The sequence below is a fragment of the Streptomyces sp. NPDC086549 genome (genome assembly GCF_044746205.1).
GTDB lineage: Bacteria > Actinomycetota > Actinomycetes > Streptomycetales > Streptomycetaceae > Streptomyces.
Genome location: NZ_JBIVBS010000013.1, coordinates 190,628 through 206,789 on the forward strand (window position 1 = coordinate 190,628; position 16,162 = coordinate 206,789).

The following is a 16,162-nucleotide window of genomic DNA, read 5'->3' on the forward strand; positions in this document are numbered from 1 at the left end:
GCGCCAGGCTAAACATCCGATTCCCCGGCCAAGTCGTGAAGGTCCCATGATCGGCGTGTGAGTTTGCTCACCACGCCACAGGCAAACCGGTCAATTCAGGCTCGCAGTCCACCTCGATGAAACGGACATTGACCCCCTGAAGCCATCATTCCGCTCCTGATCATGGCGACTGGGACACCCCCCGGACTCCCGTGACTCGCAGGGATACGTCCGTTATGCACGGGATAATCATCTACGTCTCGTGACGTCACCCTCACGCACTGTCACTCAGGTCACAGCTCGGTCCACGGCCCTTGTTGGAGATCCTGCACTGTGCTGGAATTCCACGGACCGCCGCGGGATCGCCGGCGCGCAGGGGGCGCAGTACAGCGCCGAGTGACGGCGAGACAGGGGGAGCCGCGCCGGTCGCTCAAGAACACCCAGGTGGGCGCATTCAGGGCGCTCTCCACAACGCCGACACCGTGTCTCTCCGTTCGCGCGGAGGGGCGCCTGGTCCAGAGGTTGCGACGCTAGTGCAGGGACGTTTCAAGAGGGATGGCAGCGCTTCGGCCGAGCCGGAGTCGCACGGCGGGACCGACCGCGGTTCCTCGCCCCAGCACGCCCAGAACCCGGGCCCGGTTCCATCCGGTGACAGCGGTGAGCGCACCGGGCGTGCCGGCGCGATCGTGTCGCCGAGCCCCGCGCCGGCGGCGAAGGCCGTCACCGGCCCGGTCGGCCCCGGACCGCGAATAGCTCTGCGCAACTGGCGCATCTCCACGCGCCTTGTGTCGCTGCTCGCGCTGCCCGTGGTCGCGGCCACGTCGCTGGGCGCGCTGCGTATCAACGACTCCCTGGACGATATCCAGCAGCTCGACAACATGAAGCTGCTGACGGAGATGACCAAGCAGGCGACCGAACTGGCCAACGCGCTCCAGGACGAGCGCGACCAGTCCGCCGGTCCCCTGGCGCACGGTCTGAAGTCGACCGACTACACCGTCAAGGGCCTCCAGCAGAAGACGGACCGCGCCGCCCAGAACTTCGAGGACGCCTCCGAGGCGATCGACGCGGCCAGCAAGAACGGACAGCTCCGAGGCGTCCGCGACAGCCTCGTCCTCCTGACCAACCAGCTGCAGAACCTGGCGAAGATCCGCCAGACGGCCTATGCGTCGAAGGACAACTCGACACAGACGGTCGAGTCCTACCACCGCCTGATCACCCAGCTGATCGACCTCTCGCAGGACATGGCGGAGGCGACCAGCAACCCGGAGATGATCCAGCGCACCCGCGCCCTCGCGGCGTTCTCCAGCTCCAAGGAGTACGCGTCCGTCCAGCGCGCCGTGATCGCCGCGGCCCTGCCGGCCAACAACACGCAGTCCGGCAACATCTCCGAGAACGACCGCCTGTACGCCGATTCGGCGCTGCAGAGCGAGGCCTCCGAGCTCAGCGTCTTCCGCAAGACCTACTCCGGCAGCGCCGAGGAACTCCTCACGCCCATCGACGGCAGCAACGCGACCATCGAGTCCGCGGACAAGTACGCGGGGCGTGCCCTCGCCGGCCGGGGCAGCCTCCAGAGTCTCCAGAAGCGCTCCTACCGCGACTGGGTGGACGACAGCTCGACCAAGATCGAGCAGATGAAGAAGATCGAGCACTCGCTGCTCGAGGACATGGAGCAGAAGGCCCGCGAGCTGCGCAGCGCCACCGAGCAGGACGCGATCATCTCCGGTGCGCTGATCCTCATCGTCCTCGGCGTGTCGCTGGTCGGCGCCTTCGTCGTGGCCCGCTCCATGATCCGCTCGCTGCGCCGTCTGCAGGAGACCGCCACCAAGGTCGCCCAGGACCGACTGCCCGAGCTGGTCAAGCAGCTGTCCGAGTCCGACCCGCAGGACGTCGACACGTCCGTGGAGTCGGTCGGTGTGCACTCCCGGGACGAGATCGGCCAGGTGGCCGCGGCCTTCGACGACGTGCACCGCGAGGCGGTCCGCCTCGCCGCCGAGCAGGCCCTTCTCCGGGGCAACGTCAACGCGATGTTCACCAACCTCTCGCGCCGCTCCCAGGGTCTTATCCAGCGCCAGCTCTCGCTGATCTCCGAGCTGGAGTCCCGCGAGGCCGACCCCGACCAGCTGTCCTCGCTGTTCAAGCTCGACCACCTCGCGACGCGTATGCGCCGTAACGGTGAGAACCTCCTCGTCCTCGCGGGTGAAGAGCCCGGCCGCCGCTGGACCCGCCCGGTCCCGCTGGTCGACGTGCTCCGCGCCGCCGCGTCCGAGGTGGAGCAGTACGAGCGCATCGAGCTGGCCGCCGTGCCGACCACCGAAGTGGCCGGCCGCGTGGTCAACGACCTCGTGCACCTCCTCGCCGAGCTGCTCGAGAACGCCACCTCCTTCTCCTCGCCGCAGACCAAGGTCAAGGTCACCGGTCACGCGCTGCCCGACGGCCGCGTGCTGATCGAGATCCACGACACCGGCATCGGTCTCTCCCCCGAGGACCTCGCGGCGATCAACGAGCGGCTCGCCTCGCCGCCCACCGTGGACGTCTCGGTGTCCCGCCGAATGGGTCTGTTCGTGGTCGGTCGTCTGTCGCAGCGCCACGGCATCCGCATCCAGCTGCGCCCGTCCGACTCCGGTGGTACGACCGCGCTGGTCATGCTGCCCGTCGACGTCGCCCAGGGCGGCAAGAAGCCCGCTCCCGGCAAGCCCGGCGCCCCCGCGGCGACCGGCGGTCCGGCCGCCGCGCAGGCGGCGGCCGGTGTGGCCGCGGCCCGCCGCAACAACCAGGGCGGTTCCCTCGGTGCGGGTGCCGCACCCGGTGGCGCCCTCGGCGGCGGTGCTCCCTCCGGCGGCGGACGTCTCGGTGCGGGCCCCGGCCCGCGCGGCCAGGTCGGCACCGGTCAGGGGCCGCGGGCCGCACTGCCCGGCGCGGGCCAGGGCGGCCGTCCCGGTGGTCCGGGCGCACCCCGTGGTCCGCAGGGCCCGTCGGCGAACCAGCAGGGCCGGCCGGCCGGTGCCGGTGGCTTCGGCGGTCAGACGCCGGGTGCCCAGCAGGGTCTGCAGTCCACCGGCACGGGCGCACAGCAGCAGGACCTGTTCGGCGGCCGTACGCCGAAGCGCGGCAACAACGCCTCCGACCAGGGCCGCCAGCCGCAGCTCCCGCCGCGCGGCGGAGCACGGCCCGAGCTGCCCGGCGGCAACCCGCAGCAGCGCACCCCCAGCTGGAGCGACGACAACGCGCAGCCGCAGGTGTCCCGCGCCTCGCTGGACGCCCCGCGCGGCCACGACGAGCAGGACCCGGCACAGACCTCGCGCATGCCGCGCATCGACGACCGGCACGCCCCGGACTCGACGGCGCAGATGCCGGCGATTCCCGCGATCGACGCCCAGGGTCCGGGCAGCACCGGCCAGTTCCCGCGCCCGGACTACAACGGCGTGAACGGCTCCCAGAACACGGGCCAGTTCCCCCGTCCCGGGATGAACGGCCAGCAGGACACGGGCTCGTTCCCCCGTCCTGGTGTGAACGGCCAGCAGGACACGGGCTCGTACCTCCGCTCCGACATCTTCAGCACTCCGGCCGGACAGCAGAACAACGCCCAGCACACGGGCCAGTTCTCCGCTCCGCAGGCGTACGACGCCGGTTCCACCGGACAGCACGCCCTGCCGGGCCAGTACCACAGCCCGCAGCACACGGGCCAGTTCGAGCGGCCGCAGGCCCCGCAGCAGCAGCATCCGGTCCGTCAGGAGCCCGAGGCGCTGCCTCCCGCGAGCGGTCCGGTCGACGGTCGTACGCCGCTGTACGACACCCTGGAGACCAACTGGTTCCACGGTGGCCAGCAGGGCGGGCAGCAGAGCAACGGCTCGGCCCCGGCCCCGCAGCAGCCGCAGGCTTCCGCTCCCGCCGCCCCTCCGGCGGCACCCCCTCAGCGTCCCGCCGCCACCGCCTGGCGCAGCTCGCCGAACGACGACCTCGTCCGGCAGGCAGAGCGCGTACGGCAGCCGGCTGCGGGCGGCGTCACCACCTCCGGCCTGCCGCGCCGGGTGCCTCGGGCGAACCTCGTCCCGGGCACGGCTCAGCAGCAACAGCACCAAGCCGGTCCGCAGGTCTCGCGTGCGCCTGACGACGTACGCGGCCGGCTGACCAATCTCCGTCGGGGCATCGCACAGGGTCGACAGGCCGGCAATGGCCAGACCGGCAGCTACCCGAGCCCCACTCACCAGCAGGAGCGTTAGTTGAGCCAGATGAGCCAAGCGGCACAGAACCTCAACTGGTTGATCACCAACTTCGTGGACAACACCCCGGGTGTGTCCCACACCGTCGTCGTGTCCGCCGACGGACTTCTTCTGGCCATGTCCGAGGGCTTCCCTCGGGACCGCGCCGACCAGCTGGCCGCCGTCGCGTCCGGTCTCACCTCGCTGACGGCCGGGGCCTCCCGGATCTTCGAGGGCGGCAACGTGGCACAGACGGTCGTCGAGATGGAGCGCGGGTTCCTCTTCCTGATGTCCGTCTCGGACGGCTCGTCCCTCGCGGTCCTGGCCCACCCCGAGTGCGACATCGGTCTCGTCGGCTACGAGATGGCACTGCTCGTCGACCGTGCAGGGGCGGTCCTCACGCCCGACCTGCGCGCCGAACTCCAGGGCAGTCTGCTCCACTGACCGGCACCGGCACCACCCACCTCACGAAATCACCGTCCGGCCGCCACAATCCCCCCACCGGCCCCGTCAGACGGCACGACTGACCGACCTGCTGTCCCGCCCGGAGGATTCATGACCCCGCCCACCGCCTCTCATGATCCGTACGCTGAGCCGTACGGGGACGAGGGCGACCAGCCGCTGGTCCGTCCGTATGCGATGACCGGCGGCCGGACCCGGCCGCGCTATCAACTCGCCATAGAGGCGCTGATCAGCACCACGGCCGACCCGGCAGCGCTCATGGGGCTGCTCCCGGAGCACCAGCGCATCTGCCATCTGTGCCGTGAGGTGAAGTCGGTCGCGGAGGTGTCGGCGCTCCTTGCCATGCCGCTGGGTGTGGCACGGATTCTGGTCGCCGACCTCGCCGAGGCCGGCCTGGTCGCCATCCACCAGCCGGGTGGCGACGAGAACAACGGCGGCGCACCGGACGTGACGCTGCTCGAAAGGGTGCTCAGTGGACTTCGCAAGCTCTGACGCGGGCCGGGCCACCACCTCCGCGAAGATCGTGGTGGCGGGCGGCTTCGGCGTGGGCAAGACCACGTTCGTGGGCGCCGTATCGGAGATCAACCCGCTGCGTACGGAGGCCGTCATGACGTCCGCCAGCGCGGGCATCGACGACCTGACCCACACCGGGGGCAAGACGACCACCACGGTCGCGATGGACTTCGGCCGCATCACGCTCGACCAGGACCTGATCCTGTACCTCTTCGGTACGCCCGGTCAGGACCGCTTCTGGTTCATGTGGGACGACCTGGTGCGCGGTGCCATCGGCGCCGTCGTCCTGGTGGACACCCGGCGCCTCGCCGACTGCTTCCCGGCGGTCGACTACTTCGAGAACAGCGGTCTGCCGTTCGTCGTGGCGCTCAACGGCTTCGACGGGCAGCAGCCCTACCAGCCGGAAGAGGTGCGCGAGGCGCTGCAGATCGGGCCGGACACCCCGATCATCACGACGGACGCCCGGCATCGTTCCGACGCCAAGAGCGCGCTGATCACGCTGGTCGAGCACGCCCTCATGGCACGGCTGCGGTAGCCCGTAAGTCGGGAGTTCCGTACGACAGTTGTCGTAAACGCTTCGGAGCCGGCTGTGTCCTTTGACACGGCCGGCTCCGGTGTTCATAACGTTTCGGCAGAGGAATCGGGTGGTATGGACACGCGTCGCGGTCACTCGGTGCCGCTGCGCGCACAAAGGCCCCGCCTTTTGGCGGGGCTCGTTCTTTATGACCGTTTTATCTGGGGCTTACATCCCTCCCAATCAGAGGTTTGCACTGTTTGGAAGTGCACTGGTCGACGTGCTGGAATGCCTGAACTGCCCAATAGTCAAAGACGTACTGACTAGTGGTCTATGACACACCGGGCGCTGAGAGACTGCGGCACGTCGATGGTGCCCGCCGCCGAGAGGTTGTTGGTCGAGTGAGGCGAAGCAAGAACGGTCCCGAGCCGTCGGCACGGGGCAACTTCACCCCGCCGCCGCGCGCTGCGGTACCCACCCCTGTGCCCGGCCCCGAGCCGGCGGCCGCACCGCCACAGAGCGGCGGCCGGTTCTCCCCGCGCAACTGGCGAGTACCGACCAGGCTGAACGCGATCCTGCTCATACCCGTGGTCGTCGGCCTCGTCATGGGCGGCTTCCAGGTGAAGAACTCGATCGACACCTGGCAGGAGGCGCAGGACGCGGAGAACACCGCACGCCTGGTCCGCGCCGCCCTCGGCTACGCCGACGCCCTCTACACCGAGCGTGACGTCACGGCGGCTCCGTTGCTGCAGGGCAAGGGCCAGAGCAACAGCATCGTCGTCGCGGCCCGCAAGAAGACGGACTCGGCCGCCGACGTGTTCGACCAGGCCGCGCAGAACATGCCCCAGAAGTCGGGCCTGCAGCGCCGCCTGCAGCTGTTCCGCGACGGGGAGCCGAAGCTCCAGACCCTGCGCACGGCCGCCTACGGCCCCAAGATGACCGGCGTCAACACCGAAGAGGGTTACGTCGCGATCGCCCACCCCCTGATGGAGTTCGCCAACGAGCTCGGTCTGGGCACCGGCAACATCACCTCCTACGGCCGTACCGTCTACGCCATCTCGCTGACCAAGGCCGCCCTGTCGCTGGAGCGGTCGATCGGCATGCATCTGCTGGTCAAGCCGGGCCCGGACCAGCCGAACCTGGCGACCCAGCGGGTCTCCCTCTCCTCGTACGCCTACCTGGAGCGGATCGCCGTCGAGGAGTACCAGGGCGGTGGCACCGCGGCCGACGCGCAGAAGCTCAAGGACCTCGAGACGAAGGTCAAGACCGACGGCGCGGCGATGGCCGAGGCGGCCAAGGGCAAGGACCCGAACTACGTGGCCCCGCCGTCCAAGCCGGAGACGATGATCACGGCTCTGGCGCAGTTGCCGGACACCAGCACCACCACGCGCGCCGGGCTCGCGACCAAGGGCATCACCGCGCAGAACTGGTGGGCGTTCAACACGCTCAAGTACAACGCCTACCGCCAGATCGAGTTCGACCTCGCGGACAAGGCGGTGAGCGAGGCCTCCGGCATCGCCGATGACGCCAAGACCTCCGCGTTCATCACCGGTGCCGCCGTCGTGGTCGCCCTGCTCGCCGCGTTCATCCTGGCCGGCATGGTGGCCCGCCAGATGAGCCGCTCGATGCGCCAGCTGCGCAACGCCGCCTTCGGCATCGCCGAGCAGCGCCTGCCGATGCTGGTCGACCAGCTCTCCCGCACCGACCCCGGCCGGGTCGACACCCGGGTGGCGCCGATCCCGATCACCTCGACCGACGAGATCGGCGAAGTCGCCCGTGCCTTCGACCAGGTCCACCGCGAGGCCGTCCGGCTCGCCGCCGAGCAGGCCCTGCTGCGGGGCAACATCAACGCGATCTTCACCAACCTCTCGCGCCGCAACCAGTCGCTGATCGAGGGCCAGCTGACCCTGATCACCGACCTGGAGAACAACGAGGCCGACCCGGACCAGCTGGAGAACCTCTTCCGCCTGGACCACCTCGCGACCCGTATGCGCCGCAACGGCGAGAACCTCCTGGTCCTCGCGGGCGAGGAGCCCGGCCGCCGCTGGGACCAGCCGGTCCCGCTGGTCGACGTCCTGCGCGCCGCCTCCTCCGAGGTGGAGCAGTACGAGCGCATCGAGCTCTCCGGCGTCCCGGAGGCCGAGATCCACGGCCGTGCCGTGACCGACCTCGTGCACCTGCTCGCCGAGCTCCTGGAGAACGCCACGACGTTCTCCTCGCCGCAGACCAAGGTCCGCGTCACCGCGACCCGTCTCCCCGACGGCCGCGTGATGATCGAGATCCACGACAAGGGCATCGGCCTGACCGCCGAGGACTTCGCGGACATCAACCACAAGCTGGCCAACCCGCCGACCGTGGACGCCGCGATCTCCCAGCGCATGGGCCTCTTCGTGGTCGGCCGGCTGTCCGACCGGCACGGCATCCGTGTCCAGCTGCGTCCCTCGGGCGAGCAGGCCGGCACGACCTCCCTGGTCATGCTGCCGGACGCGATCACCCACGGTGGCGGTGGCGAACAGCAGCTGGACCGCGAGGAGTTCACGGTCTCCCAGATCATCCCGGAGCAGCAGTTCCAGGGTGAGAGCTTCAACCAGCTCCAGCAGCAGCAGCCGGCGATGCGCACGGCGGCCGAGCTCGGCTTCGACGACAGCCGCTACGCCGAGATCCCCGACGACATCCGCGACCTGGACCCCGTGGGCCGCTCGCTGATGCGTGAGGAGCGCCGTGCGGCCCTGGAGGCCCAGTCCCACGGCCCGGAGGCTCCCGAGGCCCCGGCGTACGCCGACGAGTTCGACGCCCAGCAGGGCTACGACGGCAGCCGTACCGGCTACCAGGAGCAGCCCCAGGCCCACGACTCGCAGCCGGCGTACGACGAGCCGCAGCAACCGGCTTACGAGGAGCAGTACTTCGCGCCGAACGGCGGCCTGCCGCAGAACGCCGGCCAGCCGCAGAACGGCGGGTTCGCGCCCGCCGGCGGTTACCCGGAGCCCTCGTATCCGGAGGCGCTCCGGGAGGAGCCCGCGGCCGCGCACGCTGCCGCCGCCGAGACGTACCCGGCCTACGAGGAGCAGTCCTACCAGGACGACTGGCCGCAGCAGGACAGTTACCAGAACGGGTACCCCGCCCAGTACGCTCCGGAAGCGGAATCGGCGCAGGCCGGTGACGTGAGTGAGCGGAACCGCGTAGGCTTCGACCGTCCGGGAACGGCCTCCGCCGCCTCCCACCAGCTGACCGACGCCGGGCTGCCTCGCCGCGGATCCACCCCGAACGGTGCGAACGGCACGAACGGTGTGGGGCGCGCACGTCAGGAAGCGCCGGCCTCCGCACCGGAGAGCAACGGCGACAACGGCTGGCGTTCGGCGAACGACGAGCGCTGGCAGCAGGCCTCCGGTCTCCGGAAGCCCAAGGCGGGCGGGGTCACCTCCTCCGGCCTGCCGCGGCGGGTTCCCAAGGCCAACCTGGTCGAGGGCGCCGCCGAGAGCACCCCTCAGGGAGGCCCACAGGTCTCCCGCGCCCCGGAGGATGTCCGGGGCAGGCTGAGCAACCTGCGTCGAGGCGTCCAGCGCGGACGCAACGCAGGCAGTGAAACGAACGGCCAGGGCTTCGGCCCTGACAGCACCTACAACCAGGAGCGTTAGTGTGAGCCCGATGAGCCAGGCGGCACAGAACCTGAACTGGTTGATCACCAACTTCGTGGACAACACCCCGGGGGTGTCCCACACGGTGGTGGTCTCCGCCGACGGACTCCTTCTGGCTATGTCCGAAGGCTTCCCCCGCGACCGCGCCGATCAGCTCGCGGCCGTCGCCTCCGGTCTGACGTCGCTGACGGCAGGCGCCTCCCGGATCTTCGAGGGAGGCAGCGTGAACCAGACGGTTGTGGAGATGGAGCGGGGATTCCTGTTCATCATGTCCGTTTCCGATGGTTCATCGCTGGCGGTCCTGGCCCACCCCGAGGCGGACATCGGCCTCATCGGGTACGAAATGGCGCTCCTTGTGGACCGCGCGGGGACGGTTCTTACCCCGGATCTTCGTGCGGAACTCCAGGGAAGCCTTCTCAACTAATAGTCAGACGGTGCGTTTTAGCGTCCCGGGGCCGTAAGGTTTCGGGACGCGGCTCCACAAGGATGGGTGCCCGGCACGGTCGGAGGAGGAGAGAAAGTGGCAACACCCCCAGGTGGTTCGAATTCGGGCAACTGGTCGTACGGCCCTGCCCAGGGCCAGGGCGACGGTTCGAACCGGTACAACTTCCCCTCCGCCCCCAGCCACCGGCAGCCGTACGCGCCGCAGGGCCCCGGGCCCTCGCCGTACGACCAGCCGTCGGCACCGCGCATTCAGCCGGTGCAGCCGCAGCGTCGTCCCGAGCCGGCGCCCGCCACGGCGTCGAACAACCCCTTGGTGCGTCCGTACGCCATGACCGGCGGCCGGACCCGCCCCCGGTACCAGCTCGCCATCGAGGCGCTGGTGCACACCACTGCGCAGCCGCACCAGATGCAGGGCCAGTTGCCCGAGCATCAGCGGATCTGCAACCTCTGCCGAGAGATCAAGTCGGTCGCCGAGATCTCGGCGTTGCTGACCATTCCCCTCGGCGTGGCCAGGATCCTCGTCGCCGACTTGGCGGAGGCGGGCCTGGTCGCCATCCATCAGCCCGGCGGCGACGAGAACGCCGGTGGCCAGCCAGACGTGACACTGCTCGAAAGGGTGCTCAGTGGACTTCGCAAGCTCTAGCGGCGGTCCTTCCCGCTCCACCACCTCCGCGAAGATCGTGGTGGCGGGCGGCTTCGGCGTGGGCAAGACCACGTTCGTCGGCGCCGTCTCGGAGATCAACCCGCTGCGCACAGAGGCCGTCATGACGTCCGCTTCGGCAGGCATCGACGACCTCACCCACACCGGAGACAAGACGACCACGACGGTCGCCATGGACTTCGGCCGTATCACCCTGGACCAGGACCTCATCCTGTACCTCTTCGGTACGCCCGGTCAGGACCGCTTCTGGTTCATGTGGGACGACCTGGTGCGCGGCGCGATCGGCGCGATCGTCCTCGTGGACACCCGCCGTCTCGCCGACTGCTTCCCCGCGGTCGACTACTTCGAGAACTCGGGCCTGCCCTTCGTCGTCGCCCTCAACGGTTTCGACGGCAGCCAGCCGTACCAGCCGGACGAGGTCCGTGAGGCCCTGCAGATCGGCCCCGACACCCCGATCATCACGACCGACGCCCGCCACCGCGCGGACGCCAAGTCGGCGCTCATCACTCTCGTGGAGCACGCGCTGATGGCGCGCCTGCGGTAGCGGGACCCGTACGCACAGAAGGGGCGCCCTCCGGTGGGAGGGCGCCCCTTCTGTCTCCCGCGGCGCTGTACGGCCGTACAAGGACACCGAGAAGGGCCCCTCTGAGCAGAGGGGCCCTTCTCCTTCTTCCGTCGTACAGGCTTCAGTGCCAGCTGTGCGGGGCGCGGAAGCCGGGCTCGCGCTCCAGCCGGCGCCAGCCGGCCTTGGCACGGCCGCGGTGCGTCGCCGTGGGCTCGGAGCTGCGGGCGGCGGCGCGGGCCAGGAGGACGGCCGTGATGGCGGCGACTTCCTCGGGCTCGGCGTGGCCCTTCTCGACGCGAATGTCAGGGGTGTTCATAAGTTCAGTCTCCGTGAGAGAGGTTTCCGCGGGGGTACCGCGGAAAATCCGCCGGGTTACTGCGGGGGGTTGCCGTGCTTGCGCGACGGCAGGTCGGCGTGCTTGGAGTGCAGCATCGCCAGTGACTTGATGAGCACCTCGCGGGTCTCGGCCGGGTCGATGACGTCGTCGACCAGACCGCGCTCCGCCGCGTAGTACGGGTGCATCAGCTCGGCCTTGTACTCCTTGACCATCTTCTGACGCATCGCCTCGGGGTCCTCGGCCCCGGCGATCTGACGCCGGAAGATGACGTTGGCCGCGCCTTCCGCGCCCATGACGGCGATCTCGTTGGTGGGCCAGGCATACGTCAGGTCGGCACCGATGGACTGGCTGTCCATGACGATGTAGGCACCGCCGTACGCCTTGCGCAGGATGAGCGAGATCCTCGGCACCGTCGCGTTGCAGTACGCGTACAGCAGCTTCGCGCCGTGCCGAATGATTCCGCCGTGCTCCTGGTCGACACCGGGGAGGAACCCCGGAACGTCCAAGAACGTGACGATCGGGATATTGAAAGCGTCACACATCTGGACAAAGCGCGCAGCTTTTTCGCTCGCCTCGATGTCCAGGACGCCCGCCAGCACCTGGGGCTGGTTGGCGATGATGCCGACGACCTGACCGTCCATCCGGGCGAGGGCGCAGATGATGTTGCGGGCCCAGCGCTCGTGGACCTCCAGGTAGTCGCCGTCGTCGACGATCTCCTCGATGACCTTGGTCATGTCGTACGGCCGGTTGCCGTCCGCCGGGACAAGGTCCAGCAGGACGTCGCTGCGGCGCTCGGCCGGATCGGAGGACTCCGCACGCGGCGGGTTCTCGCGGTTGTTCTGCGGGAGGAGCGACAGGAGGTAGCGCACCTCCGCGATGCAGGTCTCCTCGTCGTCGTACGCGAAGTGGCAGACACCGGAGGTCTCCGCGTGCACGTCCGCGCCGCCCAGGCCGTTCTGGGAGATCTCCTCGCCCGTCACCGCCTTGACCACGTCCGGGCCGGTGATGAACATCTGCGAGGTCTCGCGGACCATGAACACGAAGTCCGTCAGGGCGGGGCTGTAGGCCGCGCCGCCCGCGCACGGGCCGAGCATCACGCTGATCTGCGGGATGACGCCCGACGCCTTGGTGTTGCGCTGGAAGATGCCGCCGTAGCCCGCGAGCGCGCTGACGCCCTCCTGGATACGGGCGCCGGCGCCGTCGTTGAGCGAGACGAGCGGAGCGCCGGCCGCGATGGCCATGTCCATGATCTTGTGGATCTTCGTCGCGTGGGCCTCGCCCAGCGCGCCGCCGAAGATCCGGAAGTCGTGGGCGTAGACGAAGACCGTACGGCCCTCCACCGTGCCCCAGCCGGTGATCACACCGTCCGTGTACGGCTTCTTCGCCTCCAGGCCGAACCCCGTCGCACGGTGCCGGCGCAGCTGCTCGACCTCCTGGAAGGAACCCGGGTCCAGGAGCAGCTCGATGCGCTCCCGGGCCGTCAGCTTGCCCTTGGCGTGCTGCGCCTCGGTCGCCTTCTCGCTGGGGCCCGCCACGACCTGCGCACGGATCTCGTGCAGCTCGGCGACCCGCCCGCGTGCGTCCGTCGGCTCGCCGGTCGGCTCACCCGTCTTCTCTTCCAAAACGGTCATGTAGCGACCTTACGAAGGACAGCAAGCAAAGCGAGCCGTCGACTCCGTACAGTCTCCGGCCCGTTTTCCTGGTGCCACTGAACAGAACCTCAACCGCATGCAGGCGTTCCGACTGCTTGGGGGGCGTCGCCGTTGTAGGGGTGCCACAAAGCGGTCACCTGAGAGCCGCCTCACATTCATGCGTGGCACATGCCATCCCCGGAGTGACACGGAGCCTCAAACGGCGCCCTGCCGACACCACCTCGACCGTGTCGTCCGCCCGCACCACCGAGCGCACGGGACGGTCCCAGACGATCTCCAGCGGCTCGCCCGTGCGCGGGGGCTCGCTCACACAGAGCGTAGCCGTACGGCCGTGGTGCCGGACCAGGACGCTCGCACCCCGGGACGCGGTCAGGGGTCCTGCCGTCCCGGCCTGCCAGAAGTTGGCGGCCGTCAGCCCCAGGGACGGGACCGCGACGGCCTGTCCCCGGGCGTCGTTGGCGAGGACGGACAGCCAGCGTCGGTCGGCCGCGCGGGCGGCGACGGTGTGCCGGGAAGCACCGGGGAGGAGGACGTAGACGTACGCGGCGTCCGTGGGGTCGGTTCCGTGGTCCAGCCACAGCGTCTGCCAGCGCCGGGTGCGGCGCTCCGCCGTACTCGCGGTGTTGATGTCCGACCAGGCCCCGGTGCGGTCCTCGCGGAGGGCGCGCAGGTCTCCGCCGTACGGCAGGATCCAGCCGCCATGTCCCTCCAGGTGGGCCCAGGTCCCGCCCCGTACGAAGGCCTGCGTGCCGCCCTCCCCCAGGTTCCGGTTGTCCACGACCGTCTCGACCGGGACCCCGTCGGCGCAGGTGATCCCGGCGCCCAGGCAGATCACCGCGTCCGCGGCGCAGAACCACGACTTGCGGGCCTCCAGGGTCGAGCCGAGGCCCTTCAGGTGCTGCCCGACCGCCGCGTACTCGCCGTCCGTCGTGCCGCCCACCCACCGCACGTCCGGCCTGGGCGCGCCCCACTCCCCGCCGGCCCGGTCGGCCAGCCGCCTGGTGGACACGGTGGTGCCGGGCAGCCGGTACCAGTCGACCGTGGGCCAGAACCAGTCCGTGTACTGGCCACCGCCTCCGCCGGCCCACCAGTGGAGCATTCCGGCGCCCGTGTGCCAGCCGCGCGGGTTCTCGCCGTTGCCGCACTCGTAGTACGCGATGCGGTCGCTGCTCATGGAAATGTTGGCCACGAACCCGGGGCGGCGGTGCACGGCGCGGTCCATGGCCGCGAAGAGGTGGTGACCGACCGGATCGGGGGCGGCGGGCGCGGGTGAGCCGGCGACGGCGTGCAGCCGGGCGAGATCGGCGACGTCGAACTGACGGCTCGTCAGGATCGGGGTGACATCGTCCCGTTCGATCCACCCCTTGATCCGGCCGTACCACCGCTCCCGCTCCTCCTCGTCCGCCCCGCCCGCGAGCAGCGCGACGGCCGCGATGAGCGCGTGCCCGTGGAAGTGGTCGCCGCGCATGACGTGCTGGTCGTCGTCGGTCAGGTAACCGCGGCTGATGGCACGGCCGTTGACGCTGTCCATCACCAGCCCGTCGTGGACGAGCGGTGCGTAGGCCCGCTCGACGCTGTCCAGGACATTCCGTCTGCCGGGATCGGTGACCTCCCACGCGGACCCGGCGAGCAGCGCGAAGAGCCGACCGAGCCCGTCGAGCACGACCTGCCCGTACGTCCCGGAGTAGGCGACCCAGGTGTGCTGGACGAACGAGCCGTCGGCATACAGCCCGTCCCCCTTCGTCCCGTACGGGAACACGGGCGAGAGCCCGTCACGGGCGAGCGCGATGCGGTCCCCGGCCCTGCCGAGGACGCCGCGCAGGGCGACGGAGCGGCACAGGTCCACGCGGTTGGCGCCGGTGGAGGTGCCGGAGTAGTCCGTGAGCGCGCTGTCCGGGATGAAGTGGTCGACGGCCGCGCAGGCCGCGGTGACACGGGCGTCGCCGAGGTGGTCGTACAGGGCGGCCGTGATGTCCATGAGGAGGCGGGGGCTGCCGATCTGCCATTCCCACCAGTTGCCGTAGCGGGTGGTGGCGGGGTTGTAGACGGTGGCGGAGAGGTGGTCGAGGCCGCGGAGGAGGCCCGCGAGGAGGGTCTCGTCGCCGGTGGACCCGGTGCCCGCCTGGGCGTACGCCTGGGCCATCGTCCACAGACGGCGGTAGCTCCCGGTGATGCCGGAGGGCGGGTCGAAGGGGCGGTCCGGCCAGAGGGAGGCGGCGGTCGGAGCCATGGTGGCGTGTAAGGCGCGGGCGGCCTCGCCGGTCCAGGCGAGGCGGGAGGCGTAGGGCTCGGCGGCCGGGTCGTAACCGGCACCGAGGGTGATGTCGAGCCAGCGGCGACGGAGGCTGTCGTAGGGGGCGTCACCGGCGGCGGCGCGGGCGGACACGGCCGCCGCCCCGGCCAGGGCCGTCGCGAGGAGGGCGGCGGAGAGGAAGGTGCGACGCGTGGAGGCCATGACGCACCGTATCGGCGGAAACACGCGGATGGATGATGTTGAATGTTGAACGGAATAGGTCTATGGTCGTCCATGTTGACCTCGTTGAACATTCAACTTCAGGATCTCCGTCCCCCAAGGAGCACGACATGGGCATCTTCGGCCGCAAGAACACCTCCGAGTCCGCCACCGCCACGCAGACCGCCGTGAACCCGGAGCTGGCCGCGCTGACCGGCGACTACACGATCGACCCGTCCCACACCACGCTCGGCTTCGTGGCCCGCCATGCCATGGTCACGAACGTCAAGGGCGGGTTCCTCGATTTCAGCGGCTCGCTGCACCTGAACGGCTCCAACCCGTCGAAGTCCACCGCGTCCCTCGACGTCAAGATGGAGAGCATCGACACGGGCAACGCCGACCGCGACGGTCACCTGAAGTCGGCGGACTTCTTCACGACGGACCAGCACCCGACGATGACCTTCCGCTCCACCAAGGCGGAGATCGTGGGCGGCGACGACTACCGCATCACCGGCGACCTCACGATCCTCGGCGTCACCAAGCCGCTGACCATCGACCTGGAGTTCAACGGCGCCGCGAAGGACCCCTTCGGCAACGAGCGCGTCGGCTTCGAGGGCAAGGCGGAGATCCTGCGCTCCGAGTGGGGCCTCACCTGGAACGCCGCGCTGGAGACCGGTGGCGTCCTCGTCTCCGACAAGATCAAGCTGAAGTTCGACATCTCGGCGATCAAGAACGCGTGACCCTCCGGC

General features: G+C 69.8%; 12 protein-coding genes. 9 read left to right on the forward strand and 3 right to left on the reverse strand.

What is annotated here, in order from left to right; genetic code table 11:
• Positions 1-512: 512 nt before the first annotated feature.
• The 8 genes from ACIPSA_RS34260 to ACIPSA_RS34295 all read left to right on the forward strand — a co-directional run bounded on the left by ACIPSA_RS34260 (position 513) and on the right by ACIPSA_RS34295 (position 10,951).
• Positions 513-4,199, forward strand: coding sequence for a nitrate- and nitrite sensing domain-containing protein (locus ACIPSA_RS34260; RefSeq protein WP_402641738.1), 3,687 nt, complete (start codon positions 513-515; stop codon positions 4,197-4,199).
• Between the two features lie 9 nt (positions 4,200-4,208).
• Complete coding sequence (locus tag ACIPSA_RS34265) at positions 4,209-4,622, forward strand: roadblock/LC7 domain-containing protein (RefSeq protein ID WP_003973453.1); 414 nt, start codon at positions 4,209-4,211, stop codon at positions 4,620-4,622.
• A 111-nt stretch (positions 4,623-4,733) separates the two neighbouring features.
• A complete protein-coding gene (locus ACIPSA_RS34270; protein WP_019058642.1) occupies positions 4,734-5,132 on the forward strand; it encodes a DUF742 domain-containing protein in 399 nt (132 codons plus the stop codon).
• Positions 5,113-5,688 carry a GTP-binding protein gene (locus ACIPSA_RS34275; protein WP_402641740.1) on the forward strand — a complete coding sequence of 192 codons (576 nt, stop codon included), beginning with the start codon at positions 5,113-5,115 and terminating at the stop codon, positions 5,686-5,688. The genes ACIPSA_RS34270 and ACIPSA_RS34275 overlap by 20 nt, the downstream gene beginning before the upstream one ends.
• 380 nt (positions 5,689-6,068) lie before the next feature.
• Positions 6,069-9,302, forward strand: a complete 3,234-nt coding sequence (locus tag ACIPSA_RS34280) for a nitrate- and nitrite sensing domain-containing protein (protein ID WP_402641743.1) — start codon at positions 6,069-6,071, stop codon at positions 9,300-9,302.
• A gap of 10 nt (positions 9,303-9,312) precedes the next feature.
• A complete protein-coding gene (locus tag ACIPSA_RS34285; RefSeq protein WP_005479603.1) occupies positions 9,313-9,726 on the forward strand; it encodes a roadblock/LC7 domain-containing protein in 414 nt (137 codons plus the stop codon).
• 96 nt (positions 9,727-9,822) lie between these two features.
• Positions 9,823-10,389: a DUF742 domain-containing protein gene (locus ACIPSA_RS34290; protein ID WP_402641745.1), complete on the forward strand. Its 567-nt coding sequence runs from the start codon at positions 9,823-9,825 to the stop codon at positions 10,387-10,389.
• Complete coding sequence (locus ACIPSA_RS34295) at positions 10,370-10,951, forward strand: ATP/GTP-binding protein (protein WP_054239772.1); 582 nt, start codon at positions 10,370-10,372, stop codon at positions 10,949-10,951. The genes ACIPSA_RS34290 and ACIPSA_RS34295 overlap by 20 nt, the downstream gene beginning before the upstream one ends.
• Positions 10,952-11,093: 142 nt before the next feature.
• On the opposite strand, the gene ACIPSA_RS34300 is transcribed toward ACIPSA_RS34295, so the two are convergent.
• From ACIPSA_RS34300 to ACIPSA_RS34310, 3 genes are all read right to left on the reverse strand, one after another.
• Positions 11,094-11,288: an acyl-CoA carboxylase subunit epsilon gene (locus tag ACIPSA_RS34300; RefSeq protein ID WP_402641748.1), complete on the reverse strand. Its 195-nt coding sequence runs from the start codon at positions 11,286-11,288 to the stop codon at positions 11,094-11,096.
• A 56-nt stretch (positions 11,289-11,344) separates the two neighbouring features.
• On the reverse strand, positions 11,345-12,940 hold the full coding sequence (locus ACIPSA_RS34305; RefSeq protein WP_402641750.1) for an acyl-CoA carboxylase subunit beta: 1,596 nt from the start codon (positions 12,938-12,940) through the stop codon (positions 11,345-11,347).
• 154 nt (positions 12,941-13,094) lie between these two features.
• Positions 13,095-15,416 carry a polysaccharide lyase 8 family protein gene (locus tag ACIPSA_RS34310; protein ID WP_402641752.1) on the reverse strand — a complete coding sequence of 774 codons (2,322 nt, stop codon included), beginning with the start codon at positions 15,414-15,416 and terminating at the stop codon, positions 13,095-13,097.
• A 128-nt stretch (positions 15,417-15,544) separates the two neighbouring features.
• Here ACIPSA_RS34310 and ACIPSA_RS34315 point away from each other — a divergent pair, with 128 nt between their 5' ends.
• On the forward strand, positions 15,545-16,153 hold the full coding sequence (locus ACIPSA_RS34315) for a YceI family protein (RefSeq protein ID WP_402641754.1): 609 nt from the start codon (positions 15,545-15,547) through the stop codon (positions 16,151-16,153).
• Positions 16,154-16,162: the final 9 nt, after the last annotated feature.